The organism is Pontibacter saemangeumensis (assembly GCF_039541895.1).
In the GTDB taxonomy this organism is placed as follows: domain Bacteria; phylum Bacteroidota; class Bacteroidia; order Cytophagales; family Hymenobacteraceae; genus Pontibacter; species Pontibacter saemangeumensis.
In genome coordinates this window covers 329064-352891 of sequence record NZ_BAABHC010000005.1, presented here as the reverse complement: position 1 = coordinate 352891, position 23828 = coordinate 329064, and the positions used below count along the sequence as shown (strand labels likewise).

Genomic DNA, 23828 nt, shown 5'->3' with positions numbered 1-23828 from the left:
CTTCTTGCTGCCTGAACTCTCAATCTAGGGATGTGGGAGCTGTGAGTGAGGAAGCAGTATTTTATTAGTAGTTATTCACGCAGTCAGACATTGTTTCTTTATTAGACTGCGGGTGACACTGAGATTCCACATCTACCTTCTCTTCCAGTCTCATCCAATTGCCCCTGATAAACTTTATAGTCAACACACCCGCCCGGAAAATTATATCAACACCAATTGCAATCCAAACTCCCAGGAGGCCCCAGCCAAGATAAATCCCGAGAAAATAAACAAGCGCAGTTCGTATCGCCCACATACCGGCTGCTGTAAGATACATGGGAAACTTGGTGTTGTTTGCCGCCTGATAAGCACCTGTTAGCGTTAAGAGCACAGCCAGGAATGGTTGAAAGACGCCAGATACCTTCAGGGCATCCCCTATCTTGGAAATTACAGTTGGGTCATCTGAGAATAAGCTGCCTGCCCATTCACCTAAAATAAAGAGCAGTGTTCCCATTACTCCCATTAACCCAGCAGCCATCCAGGTGCCGATTTTTGTGTAAGAAACCGCCTCGTCTATGTTTCCAGCCCCTATCTGCTGCCCGGCCAGTACGGTAACGGCTGTGGCAAAGCCATAGCCTACCATATAGGAGATCACCTCCACGTTACCTGCAATTTGGTGCGCAGCAAAAACACTGGTGCCCAGAGAAACGATGAATCCAAAATACACGATTTGCCCGGCACGCATGATAAACCTCTCCCCTGCCGCCGGGCTCCCCAACGAAGCAAGCTCTTTCTGGTGCTGCCAATCCACAGTCCAGAAGTCTTTTCTGAACACCAACACCCCTGAACGCTGGTTGTAGTAAATGAGTATCAGGGTACCGAGTATACGGGAAGCAACAGTAGCCCAAGCCGCACCCGATACACCCATTTCGGGGAATATCCAAATTCCGAAAATCAGCACATACCCTAAAGCAGCATGAATGATATTGATGATAATGCTCGCCTTCATGGGCGATCTGGTGTCACCGGCACCCCGTAGGTTAGCGCTCAGCACAAACATCAGAGACATAAAAACAGAGGGAATGGCCACGATCTTAAAGTAGGTTTCCCCTATGTCCAGGACCTGCTCCTCGAGGCCCATGAGCATCAGCAGTGGCCTGGCAAAAAAGAGAGTTACCGCCCCTGTAAATATCCCAAACAGAATGGACAGAATTAAAGCCTGCTGGGCTATGTGCCTTGCTCTTTCCACTTTTTTTGCCCCCAACGCATTTGCCACCCGCACGTTTGAGGCTACACCGATAGCCATAAACACGGCGAAATATATAGCAAGTAGGGCATTAGTGGCACCGATGGCGGAAACTTCGGCTAATCCTATTTTTGAAACAAAGTAAACATCAACAAAACCGATAAATGTCTGAAAGAAGTTTTCGATAACGGCCGGAATAGCCAGCAACAATATCACCTTAACTTTTCCTGATAATGTCTCTTTCAAAAGTGCTTGCGGGTTCTCGCTGTTAAGGTCCATTGGCAACACCAGGAGTTTGTTTTATCAAGTTGATATGAATAACTTTTAGCAGTTCACATTCTCTTGCCAATGTGTCTCTTTTAGCACAGCACTACCCGAAAGCAGACGGACTGTTGTCGCTTCCGGGTGCGCAGTCAATGATGGTGTCCCTCACTTTTGGGAACATCTGTTATGTGCAGCGCATAGTCCATTGTATACAGCCTCTCATTGAGGATGAACCACACCCGGTAAAGGCCCTTAATAGTAAATGCCGAGTGTAGCTGCAACACGTCCTGATGTACCATGGGGTGTACGTGCAGAAACGACAGGCACTACCGTCCTGCCCTGCGTGATTTTTACTTTCATGGCACTCAGGTCGTTCATATCCAACTCCGCAGTTACATCTCCGGCGGAACTGCTCAGTACATTGCGCTGGTAACTTTGTGCCTGTCGTTTCTGCCCGTCAACCCCCACAGTTTTGCGGATAACTACAGGTGAACCGTTGTGGGGCTTGATATCTAGGTACAATAAGAATTTGCCTGCAAAGGGAAAGGAAAAGTTTGATTTATACTGCTTTTCATGCTTCTCCGGGTGCTCATGGGCAAAGTAGGACAAATCTTCTGAAACAATGATCAGGTGTATGTCTTTGGTGTGGACAGGCTCCAGATCAAGCATGTTATTGTTGGTTTTGGAATCAACAGGAGACAACAACAATACAGTTTCTTGCTGTGCTATCACAGTTTCAGGTTTAAGACTTACTAACACATCCATTGTACAGTTCATTTTCAAGTTCAAAATCTTATTCTAGGGATAGGAAACCTAATGTTCTTGTACTTTTGAGTTCTCCTAAATTGTGTTCACCCTTGTGGCTGCAGCTGTACACGCAGCACATTGCCGTTCTCACCAAAGTTTTCTATTTGGTTTTGCTGTCAGCCTCTGTTCCTTAGAACCTTATGGTCAACCCTCCGCCCGCACCAAAACGGTTGTCATAGCTGCCCATCAACGAGAAAGTCTTTGACATCAGGTATTCCAGTCCCAGAGACCAGGTTCTTTCGTCCCTGTAACTGTCTTCCTTGCCCCCGGAGCCTTCTTCCGGTGTAAAATCGCTGACCCAGCCGAAGTCCGCCTGATACTCATACTCGCCGAACAGGAATGTGCGGGGGAATATGAGCACTTCACGAGCCAAAGTTACCTGTGGCCGCAGTTTACTGTCAATGCGCACATCCAGGTTAAACATATAGGGCGTAAGGTATCGGATACCGGCAATGGCCGTGGTTTCTATCTCATCCAGGCTATCTTCCCCTTCGTTCTCCACGTTGACGCCGCCAAAGACACTCAGGTAGTCGTACAGGTACCTTCCGTAGGTGAACTCCGCCTCCAGGTTTTTGTTCCAGCCGTACTCTGCCGTTAAGGTAAACTGGTTCCGCAGGTTAGACAGCACCAGATTTGCCTCACTCATATGTGAGGCCGCGTCAACGGCTCCCCAGAAGAAGAAATGGTTGCTTTTGTTTGTCAGGATGTTGAGCGGGTATCTTTGCAAGCGTGGGTCGCGGGGCGTGTCATAACTAAAAATCCGGGCCATACCGGCATCAAGATGATAAAGGATATGGCAATGGAAGAACCAATCACCGGACTCATTGGCATCAAACTCAATGACGACCTTCTGCATCGGAGCCACATTAACCGTGTGTTTGAGCGGCGAGTATTCCCCGTGTTCGTTGATTACCCGGAAGAAGTGGCCGTGCAGGTGCATTGGGTGATGCATCATGGTCAGGTTGTTAAGTGTGATACGCGTAACTTCACCCTGCCTGATCTTTATTTTATCCGCTTCTTTCAGCGGCACTCCGTTCATGCTCCAGATGTAACGCACCATGTTTCCGGTCAGGTTCAGCAGGATTTCGCGCACCGGTTTGCCCTCTGCAAAGTCGGTTGGTTCAGGGGCTTTCAGGTAATCGTAGTTATACTCAGAGAACATACCCATATCCGACATTCCTTCATGCTGCATCCCCGCCATTGGCTTCTCCTGCTGCATTTGAGGCTTGTCGTCTTCTTCACCATGTATGTTATGGCCCATTTTGGAGTGGTTTGCCTCTTTTACAACTGTAGAATCTTTTTGCATCTGCTCCCCCATTATGCTCTTTACCATATTAGAGTGATCCATCTTGGAATGGTCCGTTTCTTTGGATGATTCCGTATCTTTCTTCATCTCATGCTGCTGCATGGGATTCTGCTCTTTCTTAGGAGGCATCTTATTGTGGTCCATACTTTTGCCCTTCTCCATTTGCATGCCTTCATCCATCTGCATCCCCCATTCTTTCATCATCTCATAAGGATCTACATCGCTGGGATTGAACTTTGTGGCTGGAGCACCCATTCTCATGTCCATTGCGGCCATTTGCTGCATCATGGCGATCTTATCAGGACGCGGCACATCCGGAGCAGGGATTACAGGTCCCTGCCCGAGATAGGCGGAAGTGTGGCCGGAGCCATCCTGTGCGGTGGCCTTCATTTCTATTTTCCCGTTTTCCGGAATGGTCACTATAAAATCATAGGTCTCGGCTACCGCGATAAAAGTCGGGCTGTGCTGCACCGGCACCACCTCCATACCGTCAGCGGCGATAAGCTGCGGAGCAGCTCCGCCAAAGGTCAGCCAGAACTGGCTGGAGGCAGCCGCATTGATCACCCGGAGCCTTATTTTCTGTCCAGGCCTGAACTCCGTATATTCCCGCACGGGCTGCCCGTTGGTCAGGAAAGCGGGGTAGTAGACGTCTGCAATGTCTGCCCCCTCCATGCGTTGTTTCCAGAAATTGAGCTGTGCCCCCAAAGCCCCTCTCGCAATAACCCGGTTGAGCGGCACCGACGTGCCTTTCTGGATGTCGTATATCTCCAGGCCTCGCTTTAGCGTCTTCAGCACATTCTTTGGTTTTTCGTATGTCCAGTCCGACAGCACGATCACCAAGTCTGTGTCATAGGCCATCCGCTCCTCCTTGGCCTCAATAACAATGGAGCCATACACTCCGGATTGCTCCTGCAAGCCAGTGTGAGAGTGGTACCAGTAGGTGCCGGCATGCTTCAGCGGGAACTCATACTTGAACGTGGTGCCAGGCTCAACGGGAGGAGTAGTCAGATAAGGTACACCGTCGAAGAAATTAGGCAGTAGCAGACCGTGCCAGTGTACCGACGTTTCCTCATCCATCTCATTGGTTACATACATCACGGCATAGTCGCCCTCAGTAAACCGCAGGGTTGGGCCAGGAATGGATCCGTTAATGGTCATGCCCATACTTGTTTTACCGGCAACCGTTACTTTCTCCTGGTTTATAGTCAGATGGTAGGTGACGGTATCAACCTGGGCGAGAGCCTCTACTCCAAAGAGTGACAGTACTGTCACTAGAGCAGTAATTAGGACAGTGTATTTTTTCATTTTCTGGAGTAATGCAAGACACGGTTTAAGCATTGCTTAAACCGTGTCTTGCACTTAAACAAAACAATGTCTTAAGCACTCTGATGCTGCTCACAGGCCTCGGCGCATTTAAAGCAGGCCTCCGCGCATGCTTTGCAGTGCTCCGCCTCATGCTTGTTGCACTCCTCACCGCAGGCCCTGCAGATTCTGGCGCACTGCTGTAGAATATCTCCAGCGTAGCGGGAGTCACGGGACACATAGTCCAAGGCAGCTTTACAAATGGCGGCACAGTCCAGGTCCAGTCTGATGCAGGGCACCATCATTTTGATATCTTCTTCCTGAAGGCAGGAAATGGCGCAGTTGTTACAGGCAGCGGCGCATTCAGCCAAGGTTCTTATCAAGTCTTTGTTCATAGTATTTTAAGTTTATATGATACATGCCTTGATTTATACCCACACGCGCCCCCTATGTTTTACATATTTACTGTTGGTTTTTATACATTTTTAGTAGCAGCCCTTTGCCTTCCGGCAAAAAAATGCCAATGGGCTCGATAGCAACGTTGCCAGCTAAACACCAGGCACATCTGTTGCTCCCACTGTAAAAAGGTCTGTCAACCCAATAAAAAGCAATTCCGTTTAGTGAACAGGATTAAATCTACTAGCCTTTCATGAATGTTTTGTATTTTTCTCTTGGAATTCTTGTTTTTGCCATCACCGCACTGGACATCATCAAAACCGCCCTTTCCTCCAACGGCGGCGGCATGGTGACGAGCCTGGTGTCCCGGGCTGTGTATAAAGTCTTCTTCTTAGCTGCAGGAAGGAGGGGAAAGTCCAAGCTCTTGGGCTATGCAGGTCCAGCTGTGCTGGTTTCTGTACTTTTAGTCTGGATCGCGGGATTCTGGTCGGGTTTGTTTCTCGCCTTGCTGTCCGACCCTGGTTCTGTTGTGCACAGCATCACCAAGACCAATGCCAGTGCGGGGGAGAAACTGTACTACGCGGGATTTACCCTGTCCACATTGGGAGTAGGCGACTATGTTGCCTCAAACGACTTCTGGCGCATCGTTACGAACGTGGCGGCGTTTTCGGGACTGGTTTTCATTACCACCTCTGTTACCTACTTTTTACCGGTGCTTTCTGCCGTGGGCCTGCAGAGCACACTTAGCCTGTACATCAGCGGCATGGGGAAAACCCCGCAGCAGATCCTGACCAAAAGCTGGAACGGCAAAGACTTCTCCTCCTTCTTTGACAACACGTCCGATCTGTGCCAGATGCTGATGAAGCATACAATGAACCATCACTCCTACCCTGTTATCCATCACTTTCACAACAGCCACCCGAAGTTATCTATTACGCCTGCCATTGCACTATTGGACGAGACGTATCAGGTGCTGGGAAATGCCCTACAGCAGAATGTGGCTGTTGATGAAGTGAAGATGTCGATGCTGCAGACCGCGTTAGACTCTTACCTGGAGGTGGTGAGGGAGGGCTTCCTGAAGAACGCTTCCCCCAACGAAAAGGCTCCTGTCCCTGAGCTAAGGCAGCTGGAGGAGAAAAGGGTGCCGCTGAAGGGTAAGGAGGCTGTAAGACAATATTTCAAACAGGACCTACGGGAGCGCCGCAAACTGCTTACTGCGCTGCTGGAGATGGACGGCTGGTCCTGGAAAGAAGTGTACCAGCCTGAATAGGGGTCTGCAACTTCCCTTCTGTTTTGGGAGCAAACAGATGCCTTTCACTTTATGTAGAGCTTCACCAAAGTGGGACGCACAGCCTTACGGCAAGGTCTTGTTTATTTTTATCTTAAACGGTTTTTATGAAAGCGCTGAACTATGACTGACAATCCTTTTGAGAAGAATGTAGAAGAGCTGCAAGCTATCGCCTCTCAGGTGCGAAGGGACATCCTCCAGATGGTGCACGCCGTCAACTCCGGACATCCCGGCGGCTCTTTGGGCTGCACCGAGTATTTTGTCTCGCTGTACTTCAGGGTGCTCCGCCACGACCCTGCCTTCCACATGAACGGGGTTGGCGAAGACCTTTTCTTTCTCTCCAACGGCCACATCTGCCCGGTGTGGTACAGTGTGCTTGCCCGCTCCGGCTATTTTAATTTGAGTGAGCTGGCCACCTTCCGCAGGCTTAATTCCCGGCTGCAGGGACATGCGGCCACGGCGGAGGATCTGCCCGGCATACGCGTTGCCTCATGCTCCCTAGGGCAGGGCCTGTCGGTGGCCATCGGGGCCGCGCAGGCAAAGAAGCTGAACAAGGACCCGCACCTGGTGTACGTGCTGATGGGGGACGGTGAGTTGCAGGAAGGCCAGATATGGGAAGCCACCCTATATGCCGCAGCCAAGCAGGTAGACAATCTGATCGCCACCGTGGACCGGAACCACCAGCAGATAGACGGCACCACGGAGAGCGTGCTGCCCCTTGGTGATTTACACGCTAAGTTCGGGAGCTTCGGGTGGCATGTACTGGAGGCGGAGGGAAATGATGTTGAAAAGCTGCTTTCTGCTTTTAAAGAAGCCAAAGCAGCCACAGGCAAAAAAAAGCCTGTTATGATTCTGATGCACACGGAGATGGGCTACGGCGTGGACTTCATGACGGGTTCCCACAAGTGGCACGGGGTGGCCCCCAACGATGAGCAGCTGGGGCAGGCGCTCGCCCAGCTGCCGGAGACGCTGGGGGATTACCCGGAAAGGTGAAAGTACAAAACTATTTAAGGGTGTACGGGCGGCTTGTTTCTTTGCCTCTCTGTCTGTGCTCTATTCCAATTTTCTAAGTTTGGTTATCTGTAGAAACGGCATCTATATGAGTAAACAGGGCAATTACCTTTACATCATTTCGTTAAGCTCATTTACTCCAATTACCCCCTGCTCAAAACATTTTAAGTTATAGATGGTGGTGCGGGCAATATTTTGCAAAGCAGTGTCTGTTAAGAAAGCCTGGTGGCTGGTAATAAGTACATTTTGAAATGTCAGCAAACGGGCAATTATATCATCCTGCAGGATTTCTTCGGAATGATCTTCAAAAAACAGGTTCTGCTCTTCTTCGTACACATCTAGTCCTAAACTGCCTATCTGACCAGTCTTCAAGCCCTGAATCACGTCCTTCGTGTTAACAAGGGCGCCTCGGCTGGTATTGATCAGCATTACGCCTCTTTTCATTTTACTAATCCGAAATCTATGATAAAAGCAAGCGCTTTGTTCTAAATAATGTTCAATCTTACCTCATAAGGGGTCCCTCTCTTGATGACGGCCACCGCCTGGTGTAGCAGCTTGTTTCTGACCGCATTCAAGACGCTCATCTTGCTTTTCCCTTCCCCGACTTTCCGTTCAAAGTAAGTCCTCATCTCCCCGTTATTGCGGATACTGCTCAGGGCCGCCATGTGCAGCACCTGCTTTAACTCCTTGTTGGCAAACTTGGAGACGCCCGTCCTTCCCATCACGCTCGTGCCGCTTCTGTACTCGAAGGGTGCCACCCCGCAGTAGCAGGCCAACTTGCGCCCGTCCTCCATCTTCGTAAAGCCCTGGGTATAGACCAGAAGGGAGATGGCGAGCACCTTTCCTACGCCCTTGACGCTTGTCAGCAGGTCGTACTTGCGCTTCAGCTCACCGTCCTTTGCGATGAACTGCTGCATCTTTTCCTCTACCTGCTCTTTGCTCTTCTCCAGGCCCCTGATGGCTTTCCTGTTTACCTGCTCCAGCGTCTTTCCAGACACAGGGTCTATAGAGAGTAGTTCTTTGATGGTGCCCTTGATGCTCTTCAAGGCCTTTATGAGCCTGTTCCTGCTTGCCTGCAAGTCCTTGAGCCGCTCCAGCGTCACACCTGAAAGGGAGAGGCACTGTGCCTCCTGCTGGTGCAAAAGTGCATAGCGGGCGATGCGCTGGGCGTCCGCCTTATCGTCTTTTCCCCTGACCATACCGATGCTCCTTTTTATCTGCAGGGCACTCTCCAGCCACACGTTCACATCTCTTGCCAGCAGGTAGTGCACCAGTTGCCTTGTGTACATGCCTGTGTGCTCCAGACAGCACAGGGTGTCAGGACCTGCCTCGCATCCCTGCAGCTTCATCCAGGCCTTCATCCGCTGAAAGCCCTCCTTGTTGTTGTTGAACTTCTGGTGGAGCAGAACTGCGTCACCTTTTCGGGTCAGGCAAGCGTCCAGGCTGTCCTTGGAGACGTCGATGCCCAGGATAAAAGAAGCCTCTTGCTGTTGTATTAGCTTTTCCATATCTTTTGGTATAAATAAGGCAAGCTGCGAATCGAAACCTTTATCATGGGCCTGTAATCCCGAAAATCTATATGACTCCTCGCCTGCAATGAAAGTAAAAGCAGCCAGACTGATTCGGATTGTAGGAATTTCGCCTTGTTGGCGTGTAGTTCACTGGCTGCTCTTCAGGTACAGGTAAAAATTACCTATATACCTGGTATAAGTAAAGTATAGCTATTAGAAAAATGATACAGCACTAATCTAAAGGTTCGGCATTGATTAAATACCTGGTCTGTGCGGTAAGAGGTGCATGCAGGGAAATAATGTCTGATTGGGTGCAGAGGGTATCAACATCGGTATATTTAATTTTAAGGTGAGTAGCAAAGTGATAGTCCGGTGATGGGTCGCTAACCAGAATGCCGCACCCAAAGCCACGCAGAATTGTTGCAACTACTTTACCTATCTTGCCTAATCCAATTATCCCCACAGTTTTGCGGTGCATATCGAACCCTACCAGGCCATCTAAAGAGAAATTAAGTTCCCTGACACGGGTATGTGCCTTTATTAGCTTCCGGTTCAGTGCCAACATAAGGGCCACGCTGTGTTCGGCTACAGCATAGGGGGAGTATTCCATCACACGGGCTATCCGCATTTGTAGCATGGCAGCTGCTTTTAAATCTACGTGGTTGTAACCAGTAGAGCGCAAAGCTAAAAACTGCACCCCTATTTCGGATAGCGCTTCCAGTACTGGCTGGGAGGCATCGTCGCCGACAAAGATAGATACTGCCAGGCACCCCTGAGCCAGAGGAACTGTTGTATCTGAGAGACGGGGCTTTAGGAAGAGAAGCTCATGCTTGGCGTCATTGGCCTGCTCCAGAAAACTTCTCTCGAAAGTATGTGTACTGTACATGGCAACTCTTAGCTTTTCTTATCTATTGTGTTGATTTAGCTTGCGCCATATTAACCTTGCGATCATCCTTGTTTGTAGCCCCTATTGTCCCAGGTAATTCCAAACTATTTTATAAAACTACACCTGTTCTTTTAAGAACCTGGATGATAAGCAGGGAAAGAAAACTGAACCCGAGGCTGATAACCCAGTCCATAATGCTCATAGTATAAATCGATAAAACATCCCTAAGTGGCTGTGTGAAGTACACAGTAGAAACTAACACAATGCATACGGCAAGCGCATACCATACATATTTGTTCTTTACTACTTCACTTTTAAAGAAAGCCACCTGTGCAGAGGACATGTTGAAGACGTGCCACAACTGGGAGAACACCAGCGTGAAGAAAAGGATGTTGTTGCACAGTTGCGGGTTCCATAACTCCGTTTGGTGATACAAATAGTGACTGGCAAACACCGCTCCCAGCACACAGAACGTTATGACGGCTGCATAGGTAAAAATAGCCTTCCACTGCTGATTGTCAATGATAGGTGTATCCGGGTTGCGGGGCTTGTTTTTCATGATCAAATTATTTCCCTCGGTGACACCTAAGGCCAACGCCGGAAGCACATCGGTAACAAGATTGATAAAAAGGATCTGCAGCGGCACCAATGCAAAATGCAGGTTCAAAACAGAGGAAAAAGCAACGACGAACAGCTCGCTGAGGTTACAGGAAAGCAGGTAGGCAACAAACTTCTTAATGTTCTCAAAGATGATTCTGCCTTGTTTGATGGCTACTACAATAGAGGTAAAAGAGTCATCTTTTAGTACCATGTCCGATACTTCCTGCGCCACCTGGGTGCCGCGCAGGCCCATCGCAATGCCGATGTCGGCCTTCTTTATCGCCGGGGCGTCATTGACGCCATCCCCTGTCATTCCCACAATATACTTGTTCTCCTGCAGGAGCGTAATTAAGTCTATCTTCTGTTTGGGCGTGACACGGGCAAAAACCACGGTTTCCAACCACCTTTTTTTATCCTGATTGGTCAGATCGGCAAAATCCTTCATGTCTTTGCCATGCATGATAGGGAGTTCATTGTCGCCTATAAACCCCAGCTTTAAGGCAATGTTTCTTGCTGTGGCCGGGTGGTCCCCGGTTATCATGATGACTTTGATGCCAGCAGACTTACATTCTTCCAGCGCTGCTGATACTTCAAGCCGCGGAGGATCCAAAAGCCCCAGAACCCCTGTAAAAACCAGCCCCTGCGTTAAGCTTTCTTGTAAGGAGGGTGTTTCCTTATAAGCAAAGGCCAGCAGCCGTAAGCCTTCCGAAGCCAACAGCTCGGTCTGGGCGATCCAGGCTGCTTTCTGGCTGTCTGAAAAATCCTGCGGGTCTCCTTCCAGCAGAATCCGGGTGCATTTTTGAAGCAGCTCTTCCACGGCTCCTTTGGCAAACACGATAGAGGTACTCCTATTTTCATGAAGCGTAGCCATTATTTTCGTCTCAGAGGTAAACGCCTCTTCTCTTGTTTTCGGGAACTTCTCTCTTACCTGATGTACATCTTTACCTTCAGTAGTAGAAAACTTCAAAAGACCTACTTCCAGCGGATCCCCCACCTCTCGCAAAACATTGTTTTTCACCTCCAGGTTAGCTGTATTACAAAGAATAGCGGCATCCACAATCTTTTGATAGTTTACTGAGTTTTGGACTTCCTTTGGAACTGCTACAGTCCCGTCAGGGCTGTATATTACTTCCGTTTTACCGGAGGGTATGAGAATGGTGTTAACTGATATTATATTCTGGGTGAGGGTTCCGGTTTTATCGGTGCAGATTACATTGGTACCTCCAAGGGTTTCTACGGCAGCCAGCCTTTTGACAATTACTTTGTGTTTCGCCATCCGGAGCATACCCTGTGCCAGGGCCAGTGTAGCCACGATCGGCAGTCCTTCCGGAATAGCAGCCACCGCCAGCGCAATGGACACCTCGAGCACCTTCACCCATTCAGCGCCCTGCGCCAGACCGGCAAAGAAGATCACTATTACCAGCCCTACGGTTATCCAGATCAGTTTTTTGCTGAGTTGCTCCAGCTTTTTCTCTAAAGGAGTGGCGGCTTGTTCAGCCTGTTGTACCAGTGAAGCTATTTTACCAAGCTCTGTGCCCATGCCGGTTCCCGTCACTAAGGCATACGCGTTTCCCTTGGTTACAAAGGTTCCTTTAAAAAGCATGTTAACCCGCTCAGCCAATGGCACCTCCCCTGCTAACACCGCCTCGTCTTTTGTCACAGGAAGCGACTCTCCGGTTAATGCCGACTCATCCACCTCCAGTTGTGTGGAGCTAAAAATGCGCGCATCAGCCAGAATCATGTCCCCCGCTTCCACATAAAGCACATCGCCTGGCACAACATTTTCGGAAGGAACCTCCTGAAGACTGCTATCACGAATCACCTTGGCTGACAGAGAGACCATATGTTTCAAGGCATTCATGGAGCGATTGGCCTGGAGCTCCATGTAAAAGCTGATCAGTGCATTAATGACGACCACGGCAAGGATAGCCGTTCCATCCAGCCACTCCTTAAAAAAGAAGGACAGTCCGGCAGCAAACAACAGCAGTAACACCATAGGACTTGCGAACTGTTGCAAAAGCATGCTTAGCAGGCTTCTTTGCTTCTCCGACTGGATGGTGTTCTGCCCATGCTGCTGCAGTAATTTGTCGGCCTCTTCACTGGATAGCCCGCACTGTACCTCTGAGTGCATCTCGGCAGCAAGGACAGCAGTGTCTTTTGTGTATGGTGGCTGAACAAGCATATTCCCTTTTTATTTATTTGTCCTAAACTATGTTCTTACAATTAAAAAGCCCCTTTTGTACCTGTCTTGCTTTTGCAGTACTTCACCCTCTTTTGCTGCCCTAGTTTCTGGAGCATGACTATTTTATAAATACCAAAACGGATCTGGGACTAACCGTATAGTGTGAATGTCTTACCTCTCCCTGTTCTTCTTCCATAAAATCTAACGGTGGCTTCAGGCTGGTGTCCACCACGCGGTTCCAAGGGCCTGGCTCCATGAATGTAAACTCATTACTTTCCCAATGGGAATTGATCATCACGTATAAATCCCGGTCTCCCACAGATTTGCCTGAAAGGAAAAAGGCCAGCGTGTGTGAGGAGGCCCCAAAATCTACCCCTCCGTTTGCGCCATACCACTTTACATCGGCACGCCAGAAGCGGCTGCGCGCCAGACTTGGATGAGCCTTACGAAAGGCAATAGCTTTTTTAACAAATGCAAAGTGCTCTTGCATGTGCTCCAGGCGACTCCAGTCCAGCCAAGTTGTCTGGTTATCCTGATTATAAGGGTTATTGTTGCCCCCCTGCGTTTGCAGAAACTCATCACCCGCCACAAACATGGGGGTCCCATTCGACAGCATGAGTAGGATGAACAGGTTCTTTGCCTGTCTTTTGCGCAGCTCCAGCACCTCCTCCGGCACATCCTGATTTCCTTCCCAGCCGCAGTTCCAGCTATAGTTCGCGAAAGTGCCGTCCATGTTATTATGGCCATTCGCTGTGTTATGCTTTTCATTATAAGAAACGAGGTCATAAAGCGTAAAGCCATCATGGGAAGTGATGTAGTTGACGCTTTGGTAGGGATGGTAGGCGTGGAGGAGATCATCGGGAAAAAGATGATCACTTCCATAAAGGCGATGCATCAGGGCACCCACCATACTTGGGTCTCCTTTTATAAACCGGCGCACATCATCTCTGAAACCACTGTTCCACTGTAGCCAGGTACTTCCCGGGAAGTCGCGGCCCAATTGGTAGAGGCCCTGTGCATCCCATGGTTCGGCGATCAGCCGGGTATGGGCCAAATCAGGGTCGGTAGCAATATCGGAGAAGATGGGCGCTGCGCCGACAGATCCGTCAGACCGGCGGGTGAAGACAGAGGCCAGGTCAAAGCGGAAGCCGTCCACATGCATTTCCTTTACCCAATACCGCAGGCTGTCCATGATCATCCGCTGTACGGCGGGGTGGTCAGTCCGGAGCGTGTTGCCGGTGCCGCTGAAGTTGAAGAACGGATCCATGGGGTCGTTCCGCACCAGGTAATAGGTAGAGGTGTCTATCCCTTTGAGGTGATAGGTCGGTCCACTTGTGCCTTCCTCCGTGGTATGATTGAACACGACATCCAGGATGACTTCAATCCCGGCTTTATGCAATTCCCGCACCATCGTTTTGAACTCGGCAGTGGCACCGGATGGCACCTGTTCTGCTGCGTAGCTTCTATGCGGGGAAAAGAAGTTAAGCGGCATATAGCCCCAGTAGTCTCCGGCGTGTGGGTCATATTGGTGCACCGGCAGCAGCTCGACAGCTGTTATACCCAACTCCTTCAGGTAAGGGATCTTCTCCACCACGCCTCTGAAAGTGCCACGGTCTTCCTTGCTCATGACTGCATTGGGGTTGCGGGTAAAACCCCGCACATGCATCTCATATATGATCAGGTCGTGCTCATGCGGCACGACATGGTCTTCCTGCCAGGGAAAGCCGCTATGGTCAGGTACAATATATCCCAATGGTGCCTTGCCGATATTCGAACCCGGGCGACTTGCGGCGCTTCGGCTAAAATCAGGCGGGAAGAAAACCTCCCTGGCGTAAGGGTCAAGCAAGAGCTTTTGCGGGTCAATTCTGCAAAGTAAGCACCGCCTGTCAGAACAGCATCGAACCTGATAGGCATAGAACCTGGCACCGGCCAACTCGGAACGCTTGAGCCGACAGTGCCACACACGTTGGGACTTATGCTTGCTTGGGTCAAGTTCAAAAGTCACAACTGGCTTCTCATACTCCTCGTCCAAAAACAAGAGGAGCTTGACATCAGTAGCGTTTTTTGAATATAGTGCAAAGTTGTATGCATCCTCCCCGGGCACAAACACTACCCCTAAGGGGTAAGAAGAACCTTCTGTAGCATACCATGACTCCATCTGTACCAAAAGTTTACTGGTATTTGATCAACTATTCCCGCATAATCTGCCGACAAAGCTCAAAGCACCTATTTAAGATACTTACATCTTCATGCCGCCCATACCGGTACCGCTCTTCAGCACCTGGGCACCCTGAAGGGCATAGGCGCCGGTAGCCACCACCACTTCGCCCTCTTCTATACCCTTGAGCACTTCCACTTCCTGTTTGTTCTGTATACCTGTATCTATGGCCCTGTTCTCGTACATGCCGTCAGCTGTTTTTACCCAAGCCGTTGTCATGCTCCCAATTAAAATGGCGGATTTGGGTATGACAAGGCCACGTTTCTCATTCCTGCGCACGCTTAGGTATGCCATCATGCCCGGCTTGATTTTATTTCCTTGATTCTTAATCATGAAGCGCACCAGGCTGATTTTCTGCCCGGGTTCCACCGTCGGGTTATCAAATACCGGAACCGCTGTATATGTCTCATCCGGGAAAGCCTCAAACGTAACCAGAACGGAGGGCTGCTTACTTAGCCAGTGCAGTTCGCTGGTGTACATTTGTGATTCAACCCATAAAGCCGAGACATCCGCAATCCGAAACAAAGGTGCCCCCGTATCCACATACTGGCCCTGGCTGACCGGCAATTCGGTCAGATAGCCGGATGTAGGGCTATAAAAGGTGACGAGTGATGAGGCTTCTCCGCTTTTCTCTATTTCCCGCACCTGCGCCGCTGTCAGCCCATATAGCAGCAAGCGCTGACGCGCACCTTCCACCAGTTGGTTCATCACCTCCTGCGTAGCGCCGAACTTTTCTTGCTGCTGCAAGGCATTTAGCAGCTCTTTTTCAAGCGAAAGCAGCTCTTCACTATACAAGGCGTACAGCGGCTGCCCCTGCCTTACCGGCTCCAATGGGTTGCGCACGAACAACCGATCAATTCGGCCCCGTACGCGTGAGGTGACTACGACTACCTTTCTTTCATCAAAGGCCGTTCTGCCCACCAGCGTCGTTGTTTCACTTATCGGTTTAATCCGCGCCGTGTCAAGGGTGATGTTAGCATACAGTTCCTCTCGTTTATTCAGTGTAATCATATCCATGTTCCCGGCAGAGCTGCTGGCTTCATGTGCCGCATGTGGCTCTTTGTCGCCAGAGCAGGAAACAAGTAGCACTATCCCCGGAAGAAGTACCCACCTGCCTAGTGTTGTATATTTCAATTCCCTACTCATTTTACTTGGCTTAAATACTGTATGATGGTTTCACTGTCAACCAGGTAAGCGGCGTCCCGGGCTATCCAGTCATTTGCCTTCAAACCTTTGGTTATCTCAACCATCTCCTTGTCACGGTGCCCGACACGGACAGCCCTTGCCTGAAAAATGCTACTCCCACTCTCTGTCACTCCTGTCCTTACCCACACGATGGCTGTTCTGCCCACGTAATAAACACTGGAGGCCGGCACCACAGGCGACGTCCTCTGAGCATAGGCTTTTGCCGTGAGCAAAGAGTTCTGCTTCAGCTGGCGGTTGGGATTAGGCAGGTACAGGCGCACCTGCGTAAATTTTTGTCCGCTGGAGTACACCGGCTCCACCATGCCGATAACCGCACGAAGGGGCCTCTCCGGGAACAGCTCGCTTGTAACCACGGTCTCCCGCCCCGGTTCAAGGACTGCCCCTGCTTCGCTGGTGAAAGCGACGACGCCCCAGGCTTCCAGGAAGTCGTTTACCCAAAATACCGTCTGGTCTTTGCTCACATACATGCCCTCCCTAATGCTATTATCGGGTAAAACAGAGCCAGAAATGCTGGTGGAGCGACCGGCTGCAGCCATTCCACCCATACTCCCGCTTTCTGTACCGGCTCCGGTGCCCATACCACCCCCGGAGCCGGAGGGGCTAAACAACACGTATCCTTCGTAGGGACTGTAAACGGAAATAGTAAAAGGTGCCCGGCCACTGCGGGTAAACTGATTTATCTGAGCCTCTGTCAATCCCAGGAGCCTCAGTTTTTGCCTTGCCTTGTCAAGTAGCACCGGATCCTTGCTTTGGCGGCTGACAAATAAAAACTCCTCTACAAACGTGTTCAGTTCCGGGCTGTAGAGTTCCATCAGCTTCTCTCCTTTCCGTACATACTGGTAGTTATACTTTGTATAAAGCTTCTCGATGCGACCTCCGACACGCACTGCAATCTTTCGGCTGCGCCGCTGGTCAAAATCAACATAGCCATTACCGGAAAAGCTGTATTGCATGCTGCTGTCGCCTGCCTGCACCACTGCCTGCCTGGAAATAACCGTTTGATTGGCAGGCAAGGTACTCCAGAAGGCTTCATCCGTGCTGTCTGACGGCTGCTGCTTGCCCGGCATCTGCCGATGGCCTTCATGATCCGCCTCACGGGGCATCTCCATGCCGGCTCCATTATGAGATGTGTCACCCGGGTTTCCCTGTTGTGCTTCGTCGCCGGCCCCTGAGCGACAGGCCACCGCTGCCAGCAACAGGAAAGCCATAATGACTGTCGCCGAGCACCGTTTCGTTCCTAACTGGATACTTTTTCTCATGGCCTTAGTTGATTTCCCGTTGGTATTCGTACTCAGCCTGCAGGTTGAACACCTGCCCCAGCTTATCGATGCGTTCCAGTTCTTTCATCAGCAGCATGTTCCAGGCATCCAGCAGCACAAAGAAGTTTCCGGTGTTCTGTCGGTAGGCCAGCAGATTACTTTCCAGGTTGTTGCGGTAGGCCGGCAGAATGCTCGTGTCGTAGTTCTGCAACTGGCGGCTTTCGTAAACAAGCATGGTGATCCGCTCCCGGATCATTTGGTTGGCCATCAGTTGCATGGTTGCTTTTTCATTCTCCATAGCCTGTATCTCGAACTCCATCGAACGTACTTCAGACTTGTACATCCGGGATGACCAGGGGACAATAGGGACTGTGACCATGCCCATTATGGAAAATGTGTTTGGCATTTCCTTCATCTGGCTGTGATTGAACTGAATACCAAAATCTGGCTTGGCGCCGGTAGCCATCAAACGCTGATTGCTGCGCATGGACTGGATACGACTCTCAACTGCCAGAATATCGCTGCGCTTCAGGAAAGACGAATCGGCCAATAACGCATAATCGCTATGGTAATCGGTTGGCTGTAAGACAGAATCGATTAGAAAAGGGGTGCTTACCTCCCGGCTCATCAGCGTGTTGAGGCCTATTCTGCTCTCGGCCACCTGCGACCGTAGCATGGTCTCCATATTGTTCAGTTCGCTCAATAGGGCTTCTGCCTTGAACACCGTGGGCAGGTCAGCCTGATTATAGACGTACCGGTCCTTTGCTGTTGTAATCAGCATCCTCAGCAGGTCGCCGTACCCGCTTATCACTTCCATTTTCTTTTCTGCCGTGTAGCGGCGGTAGTAGTAAACACGCGCCGTGTAGTGCAGCACATTCTTCGCCCACATTTCTTCTTGCCGCAAAATATTCTCCTGCGAGAGGATGTAGCTTTTCCGGGCATTGAGCTTAGCCGGGTTGGGGATCATCTGCTGCACTGATACCATATATCCCGCCAGGTTAACCGGCATGGTCTCCACCATCTCTTTCCGGTACGGAAACTGGTCCAGGGCCAGCGAAACAGTGGGCGGCATCCAGCTTTTTGCCCCCTCGGCCAGGGCCCTGACGCTTCTTATCCTGTTCTCGTAGTGTCGCAACTGTGGGTAGGTTTCATCAATATGCTCAAATATTCGCGGCAAGGAAAGACGCACCGTATCCTGCGCCCGAAGGGAGACAACGGCAACCAAAAGACCGATTAACAACAGGCTTATCCTTTTCATGCTCGTCTCTTTTGCTATTCCTTAATTTCCAGCACGGACAATGCCCCATGCTTCTTCAGTTCCCACTCCATAAGAAGATTGTATATGACCGGCAGCAGGATCAGGACAAACAACGTAGCCGACATCAACCCAAACACGAAGGGGATGGCAATGGGCTTCATGACATCGCTACCCGTACCGGTGCTGGCCAGTACCGGTATCAGTCCGAGAATATTAGCCAGCACGGTCATCAACAGCGGCCGTACCCGTTGGGTGGCGCCAACTAAAATAGCTTCTTTAAGTATGGGGAAGCTGATGTTTTGCCGGCCATTGCCCCTTTCTGCCACCAGCTTCCGGATGGTGTCGTTCAGGTAGGCAATCATCAGCACGCCTGTCTCCACAGCCACGCCAAACAGGGCGATAAAGCCCACCGCCACCGCCACAGAGAAGTTTACATTGTAGAAATAAAGTGAGTATACCCCGCCGATTAGCGCTACCGGCACGCTGAGGAGCACCACCAGCACCCATTTAAAAGAGTGGAAGGTAATATAAAGTATAAACGCAATGATCAGCAGCACGATGGGAATGATGATACTGAGGCGCTGCTGTGCCCGCACCTGGTTTTCATACTGGCCGCTCCACTCCACTAAATACCCCTGGGGCATCTTTTCAAAGGCTTCATCTATTCTTTCCTTTGCCTCGTTCACCACGCTGCCCATATCCCTGCCCCGCACGTTGAAGAGCACCGTTCCCCTGAGCATGGCATTCTCGGAGTTGATCATGGGCGGTCCTTCCGAAACCTTGATGTCGGCCACGGCAGAGAGCGGCACTACCCCATAGGCCATGGTTTGTACCGGAATTCTTCTGATCTCGTCCATATCGTTGCGGTACTCCTGCGCCAGCCGCAGGCTTACGCTGAAACGCTCCCTCCCTTCCACGGTGGTAGTGAGTACCATGCCGCCCAGTGCGCTTTCAATGACCATGTTCACGTCATCTATATTCAACCCATAGCGGGCAATGTCAGGGCGCCGTATCTGTATGTCCAGGTATTTCCCGCCGGTAAGCTGTTCCACGTACAGGTCTTCCAGGCCTTCTATACCTTTGATCGTGTTCTCCACCTGTCTGGAAATGGCATATATGCTGTCCAGGTCACTGCCATATATTTTAATGCCTACATCAGTCCGAATACCGGTTGACAACATGTTTACCCTGTTGATGATGGGCTGGGTCCAGCCTATCACCACTCCGGGTATCTGGATCTTCTCGTTCATCTCCCGGATCAGCATGTCCTTGCTAAGGCCATCCCGCCACTGCTTCTTTGGCTTCAGTACAATAATGGTTTCAATCATGCTGATGGGGGCGTTGTCAGTAGCCGTGTAGGCGCGACCGGCCTTGCCCAGCACGTTCTCTACTTCCGGAAAGCCTTTGATGATCTTGTCCTGCAGTTGCATGATGCGCTTCGCTTCCGAATTAGAAACATCCGGCAACGTAACTGGCATCAGCAACAGAGAGCCTTCATCCAAGGGTGGCATAAACTCCGTGCCGAGGTTGATAACAAAGGGGACACTGCCTAACAATAAGACGACGCAAGCAGCCAGCACACTTTTGCGCCACTCCAGGCAAAAGCGGGCAACAGGCCCGTACAACCTGACAAAGAAATTGGAAACAGGGTTACGGCTCTCCGGTATGAGCTTACCCTTCACCAGCATCCTTGTAAGCATGGGGGCTACCGTGATGGCCAGCATGGCAGCGCCAATAAGCGAAAATGTCTTGGTAAGCACCAGGGGCGAAAACAGCTTCCTTTCCTGGCCTGTCAGGAAAAGTATAGGCGCAAAGGATATGATCATGATCAGGACCGAGAAGAAAACAGACCGGCCCAGTGTACGGGAAGAGTTTTCGATAATGGATACGCGCTCCTCTTCCGGTATCTCGTTTGTGTGTCCGATACGCTCTTTTCCCGGGTTTTCTTTAGATCCTGCCATACTACCCGCCTGTTTCATTGGTTAAAACCCTTTTGGTAAGGGACCGGTAGGCATTCTCTGCCATCACAATAGCGGGGTCCACCACATCCCCGATAGCCAGGGCAATGCCCCCCAGCGACATGATGTTGGAGGTAACCCCGAACAGCCGCATCAGGATAAAGCCGATAAGCACTGAGAGCAGAATACAGGCGATTGCCACCAGGCCAGTACGGAAACTGAACAAGAATAAAATCACGACAGTGCACACGATCAGGATCATTTGCCAAAGTGCTTCTGTCAGGGTATTGATGGAGGCCAGGATAAGGTCGCTGCGGTCGTAGGCAGTCTTGAACTTGACACCTGCCGGCAGCCCTTTCGCCACGTCCTCCATTTTAACCTTAGTCCGCTCAATTACATCCCGGGCGTTCTCTCCGAAGCGCATGACCACAATGCCCCCGACCACCTCGCCTTCCCCGTTCTCCTCGGTAATGCCCAGCCGCAGATCGGAGCTCATCTGCACATCGGCTATGTCACTTAGGCGGACAGGAATAGACTTATAGGTGCCAATGGATATCTCCTTTATGTCTTCCAGGCTGGAGATGTAGCCCAGCCCCCTGACAAGGTAGCTGGTGGCGTTCATTTCAAAAAGGCTGCCGCCTACATCACGGTTGTTGGCAGCAACCGCCCGGGTAACATCCATCAAAGGCACATCGTAGTACACCAGCTTATGCGGATCAATCGTTACTTGGTACTGTTTCTGAAAGCCCCCGAAGGAGGCCACCTCGCTCACGCCCTCCACGTTCTGCAGCGCGAACTTCACGTACCAGTCTTGAAGGGCCCGCAACTCTCCCAGGTTATACCCGTCACCCTCCAGCGTGTACCAGAACACATGCCCCAGGCCGGTCCCGTCCGGACCCAGGCTTGGTGTGACCCCCTGCGGCAGGAAGCGTTGCGCATAGTTGAGGCGCTCCAGTACACGGGTGCGGGCCCAATACACATCCACATCATCCTGAAACACCACGTAAATGAAACTCATGCCGAACATAGAGGCGGCACGAATGGATTTGATTTTCGGGATTCCCTGCAGGTTGGAAACCAACGGATAGGTGATCTGGTCTTCCATTATCTTGGGATTCCGACCCATATACTCTGTGTAGATGATCACCTGATTTTCGGAAAGGTCGGGCAAGGCGTCTATCGGGGTTTCTTTAATTGAATAAAACCCGCCTACTACTACCAGTACAATGCCGAGCCAGACAAAGAAACGGTTGCGGATGGACCAGGAGACAATGTTCTCTATCATAATTTCATGTTAATACTCTAATCTGATAGAAGGTTCACAAAGAGGTCTTACAACGCCAACATGTAAGCATATGGCAGGATGGATAAACCATTATTACAAAGCTATACTAACCATATCACCAAAAAAATAACAGATAATACTATATAATATGACCTTTATCATCTTTTCAGGAAGGCACTACGATGAATAAGCCTTAAACAATTCCTATCTGACGTTACGCAAGGGTGCCGCTATTTCTTGCTAATACTCTTCCGAAGCAACTGGGCATTGGCCGCTACGATAATCGTGCTTAGGCTCATGAAGATAGCACCTACAGCAGGGCCAAGCACAAAGCCATTAGTATACAGTACTCCTGCCGCCAATGGAATGGCAAAAGCATTGTAACCAGTAGCCCAGATCAGGTTCTGGATCATTTTGCGGTAAGTGGCCTTGCCGAAGAGGATGAGCGAGGCGATGTCCTGCGGGTTGCTGTTGACCAGGATGATGTCGGCCGTCTCGGCGGCCACGTCGGTGCCGGACCCGACGGCGATCCCCACGTCTGCCTGCGCCAGGGCAGGGGCGTCATTGACACCATCCCCCGTCATGGCCACAAACTCGCCTTTGCCCTGCAGTTCTTTGACGATCTCCACTTTTTGGTGAGGCAGCACCTCTGCATAATACCCGTCCAATCCCAGTTCTTTGGCTACTGCCCTGGCCACTACCTCGTTGTCTCCGGTGGCCATAAGTACTTTGATGTTGTTTTCTTTAAAGGTTGCGATAGCCCCTTTGCTTTCCGGACGGACAGCATCTGCCAGTGCGATGTAGCCTGCCAGCGCATTGTTGAGGATAACAAACACAACTGTCTCCGCCTCACTGGAAAAAGCCTCCTCAGGTATGCTCATACCACTGTCCCTCAGATACCCTGGGCTGACCACTTTAACGGCCTGCCCGTTCACCTGCGCCTCTACCCCTTTTCCGGTGATGGCGTTGAACTTCTCCACTTTGGGAACAGCGATTTGCAACTCTTTAACCTTATTCATGATCCCCACCGCAATAGGATGCTCTGAAGTTTGCTCCAAGGCACTGGCAATTTGCAGCATTTCTTCCTTTGAAAGGTCTTGCAATAAACTTTCGTAACGGGTAACGCCGAACTCTCCGGTAGTTAGTGTGCCTGTCTTGTCAAAAAGCAGGGTTGTGATCTTACGCGACTCCTCGAAAGCGGTGCGGTTGCGTATGAGCAGACCGTTCTGGGCAGAGACAGCCGTAGAGATAGCCACGACTAAAGGTATAGCCAAACCCAGCGCGTGAGGGCAGGCAATGACCATCACGGTGACCATGCGCTCCAGGGCAAAGACAAACTCATAGCCTAAAAGCAGCCAGACGGCCAAGGTGCCAAAGCCAACGAAAAGGGCAATGTAGGTCAGCCACTTGGCGGCCCGGTCAGAAAGGTTCTGCATTTTAGATTTTGACTTCTGCGCTTCTTCTACCAAGGTAATGACCTTGCTAAGATAGCTGTCTTTCCCGGTGTGCAGTACCTTTACCTTCATAGACCCATTACCACTGATAGAGCCTCCAATTACTTTGTCATTCACTTCTTTCTTCACCGGTTTGGATTCGCCGGTAAGCATGGATTCATTCAAATAACTGGATCCTTCTACTATCAGCCCGTCGGCTGGCACCTTTTCTCCGGGTTTGATGAGAATGACATCATTGGGTTGCAAGGATTCCAGCTTGACATCTTCTACCTTGTCGCCAACTATACGATGTGCTTCGGAAGGCATCATGCTTACCAACAATTGTAAAGCCTTGGAAGCGCCCAGTACGGATTTCATTTCCATCCAGTGCCCCAGCAGCATGATCACGATCAGGGTGGCCAGTTCCCAGAAA

The 23828-nt window shown here is 50.6% G+C and carries 16 protein-coding genes and 1 pseudogene; 2 read left to right on the top strand and 15 right to left on the bottom strand.

Going from position 1 to position 23828, the window contains the following annotated elements; translation table 11 throughout:
* Positions 1 to 64: 64 nt before the first annotated feature.
* The 4 genes from ABD920_RS07750 to ABD920_RS07735 form a co-directional block, all read right to left on the bottom strand.
* Complete coding sequence (locus ABD920_RS07750) at positions 65 to 1504, bottom strand: MATE family efflux transporter (RefSeq protein ID WP_345158057.1); 1440 nt, start codon at positions 1502 to 1504, stop codon at positions 65 to 67.
* Between the two features lie 237 nt (positions 1505 to 1741).
* Complete coding sequence (locus ABD920_RS07745) at positions 1742 to 2254, bottom strand: hypothetical protein (protein WP_345158056.1); 513 nt, start codon at positions 2252 to 2254, stop codon at positions 1742 to 1744.
* A 172-nt stretch (positions 2255 to 2426) separates the two neighbouring features.
* Positions 2427 to 4907, bottom strand: coding sequence for a multicopper oxidase domain-containing protein (locus ABD920_RS07740; RefSeq protein WP_345158055.1), 2481 nt, complete (start codon positions 4905 to 4907; stop codon positions 2427 to 2429).
* A 71-nt stretch (positions 4908 to 4978) separates the two neighbouring features.
* Entirely contained in the window at positions 4979 to 5299 is a 321-nt protein-coding gene (locus ABD920_RS07735) for a four-helix bundle copper-binding protein (RefSeq protein WP_486357932.1), read from the bottom strand.
* A gap of 254 nt (positions 5300 to 5553) precedes the next feature.
* Here ABD920_RS07735 and ABD920_RS07730 point away from each other — a divergent pair, with 254 nt between their 5' ends.
* Positions 5554 to 6570, top strand: a complete 1017-nt coding sequence (locus tag ABD920_RS07730; RefSeq protein ID WP_345158053.1) for an ion channel — start codon at positions 5554 to 5556, stop codon at positions 6568 to 6570.
* A gap of 141 nt (positions 6571 to 6711) precedes the next feature.
* Positions 6712 to 7581, top strand: a complete 870-nt coding sequence (locus ABD920_RS07725) for a transketolase (protein WP_345158051.1) — start codon at positions 6712 to 6714, stop codon at positions 7579 to 7581.
* A gap of 129 nt (positions 7582 to 7710) precedes the next feature.
* On the opposite strand, the pseudogene ABD920_RS07720 reads toward ABD920_RS07725, so the two are convergent.
* The 11 genes and pseudogenes from ABD920_RS07720 to ABD920_RS07670 all read right to left on the bottom strand — a co-directional run.
* Positions 7711 to 8052 (bottom strand): annotated as a pseudogene (locus tag ABD920_RS07720) (NAD(P)-dependent oxidoreductase); the annotation flags it as partial.
* Positions 8053 to 8084: 32 nt separating this feature from the next.
* Positions 8085 to 9107, bottom strand: a complete 1023-nt coding sequence (locus ABD920_RS07715) for an IS110 family RNA-guided transposase (RefSeq protein WP_345158050.1) — start codon at positions 9105 to 9107, stop codon at positions 8085 to 8087.
* 235 nt (positions 9108 to 9342) lie between these two features.
* Positions 9343 to 9996: an NAD(P)-dependent oxidoreductase gene (locus ABD920_RS07710; RefSeq protein WP_345158048.1), complete on the bottom strand. Its 654-nt coding sequence runs from the start codon at positions 9994 to 9996 to the stop codon at positions 9343 to 9345.
* A gap of 109 nt (positions 9997 to 10105) precedes the next feature.
* Positions 10106 to 12778: a cation-translocating P-type ATPase gene (locus ABD920_RS07705; protein ID WP_345158046.1), complete on the bottom strand. Its 2673-nt coding sequence runs from the start codon at positions 12776 to 12778 to the stop codon at positions 10106 to 10108.
* 118 nt (positions 12779 to 12896) lie between these two features.
* Complete coding sequence (locus ABD920_RS07700) at positions 12897 to 14936, bottom strand: glycogen debranching protein (RefSeq protein ID WP_345158045.1); 2040 nt, start codon at positions 14934 to 14936, stop codon at positions 12897 to 12899.
* 81 nt (positions 14937 to 15017) lie between these two features.
* Complete coding sequence (locus ABD920_RS07695) at positions 15018 to 16007, bottom strand: permuted SH3 domain-containing protein (protein ID WP_345158043.1); 990 nt, start codon at positions 16005 to 16007, stop codon at positions 15018 to 15020.
* Positions 16008 to 16138: 131 nt separating this feature from the next.
* A complete protein-coding gene (locus ABD920_RS07690; RefSeq protein ID WP_345158042.1) occupies positions 16139 to 17461 on the bottom strand; it encodes an efflux RND transporter periplasmic adaptor subunit in 1323 nt (440 codons plus the stop codon).
* A 4-nt stretch (positions 17462 to 17465) separates the two neighbouring features.
* Complete coding sequence (locus ABD920_RS07685; RefSeq protein WP_345158040.1) at positions 17466 to 18719, bottom strand: TolC family protein; 1254 nt, start codon at positions 18717 to 18719, stop codon at positions 17466 to 17468.
* Between the two features lie 14 nt (positions 18720 to 18733).
* Positions 18734 to 20680 carry an efflux RND transporter permease subunit gene (locus tag ABD920_RS07680; RefSeq protein WP_345158039.1) on the bottom strand — a complete coding sequence of 649 codons (1947 nt, stop codon included), beginning with the start codon at positions 20678 to 20680 and terminating at the stop codon, positions 18734 to 18736.
* Position 20681: 1 nt separating this feature from the next.
* Positions 20682 to 21962 (bottom strand): efflux RND transporter permease subunit, encoded by a 1281-nt coding sequence (locus tag ABD920_RS07675; protein ID WP_345158037.1) that lies wholly within the window; start codon positions 21960 to 21962, stop codon positions 20682 to 20684.
* A 230-nt stretch (positions 21963 to 22192) separates the two neighbouring features.
* Positions 22193 to 23828, bottom strand: a 1636-nt coding sequence (locus tag ABD920_RS07670) for a heavy metal translocating P-type ATPase (protein WP_345158036.1), incomplete at its 5' end; no start/stop codon positions are given.

Coding starts and splice junctions, on each gene's coding strand:
- ABD920_RS07750 (WP_345158057.1), bottom strand. CDS start 1,504: ATGGACCTTAACAGCGAGAACCCGCAAGCACTTTTGAAAGAGACATTA.
- ABD920_RS07745 (WP_345158056.1), bottom strand. CDS start 2,254: ATGGATGTGTTAGTAAGTCTTAAACCTGAAACTGTGATAGCACAGCAA.
- ABD920_RS07740 (WP_345158055.1), bottom strand. CDS start 4,907: ATGAAAAAATACACTGTCCTAATTACTGCTCTAGTGACAGTACTGTCA.
- ABD920_RS07735 (WP_486357932.1), bottom strand. CDS start 5,299: ATGAACAAAGACTTGATAAGAACCTTGGCTGAATGCGCCGCTGCCTGT.
- ABD920_RS07730 (WP_345158053.1), top strand. CDS start 5,554: ATGAATGTTTTGTATTTTTCTCTTGGAATTCTTGTTTTTGCCATCACC.
- ABD920_RS07725 (WP_345158051.1), top strand. CDS start 6,712: ATGACTGACAATCCTTTTGAGAAGAATGTAGAAGAGCTGCAAGCTATC.
- ABD920_RS07715 (WP_345158050.1), bottom strand. CDS start 9,107: ATGGAAAAGCTAATACAACAGCAAGAGGCTTCTTTTATCCTGGGCATC.
- ABD920_RS07710 (WP_345158048.1), bottom strand. CDS start 9,996: ATGTACAGTACACATACTTTCGAGAGAAGTTTTCTGGAGCAGGCCAAT.
- ABD920_RS07705 (WP_345158046.1), bottom strand. CDS start 12,778: ATGCTTGTTCAGCCACCATACACAAAAGACACTGCTGTCCTTGCTGCC.
- ABD920_RS07700 (WP_345158045.1), bottom strand. CDS start 14,936: ATGGAGTCATGGTATGCTACAGAAGGTTCTTCTTACCCCTTAGGGGTA.
- ABD920_RS07695 (WP_345158043.1), bottom strand. CDS start 16,007: ATGATTACACTGAATAAACGAGAGGAACTGTATGCTAACATCACCCTT.
- ABD920_RS07690 (WP_345158042.1), bottom strand. CDS start 17,461: ATGAGAAAAAGTATCCAGTTAGGAACGAAACGGTGCTCGGCGACAGTC.
- ABD920_RS07685 (WP_345158040.1), bottom strand. CDS start 18,719: ATGAAAAGGATAAGCCTGTTGTTAATCGGTCTTTTGGTTGCCGTTGTC.
- ABD920_RS07680 (WP_345158039.1), bottom strand. CDS start 20,680: ATGGCAGGATCTAAAGAAAACCCGGGAAAAGAGCGTATCGGACACACA.
- ABD920_RS07675 (WP_345158037.1), bottom strand. CDS start 21,962: ATGATAGAGAACATTGTCTCCTGGTCCATCCGCAACCGTTTCTTTGTC.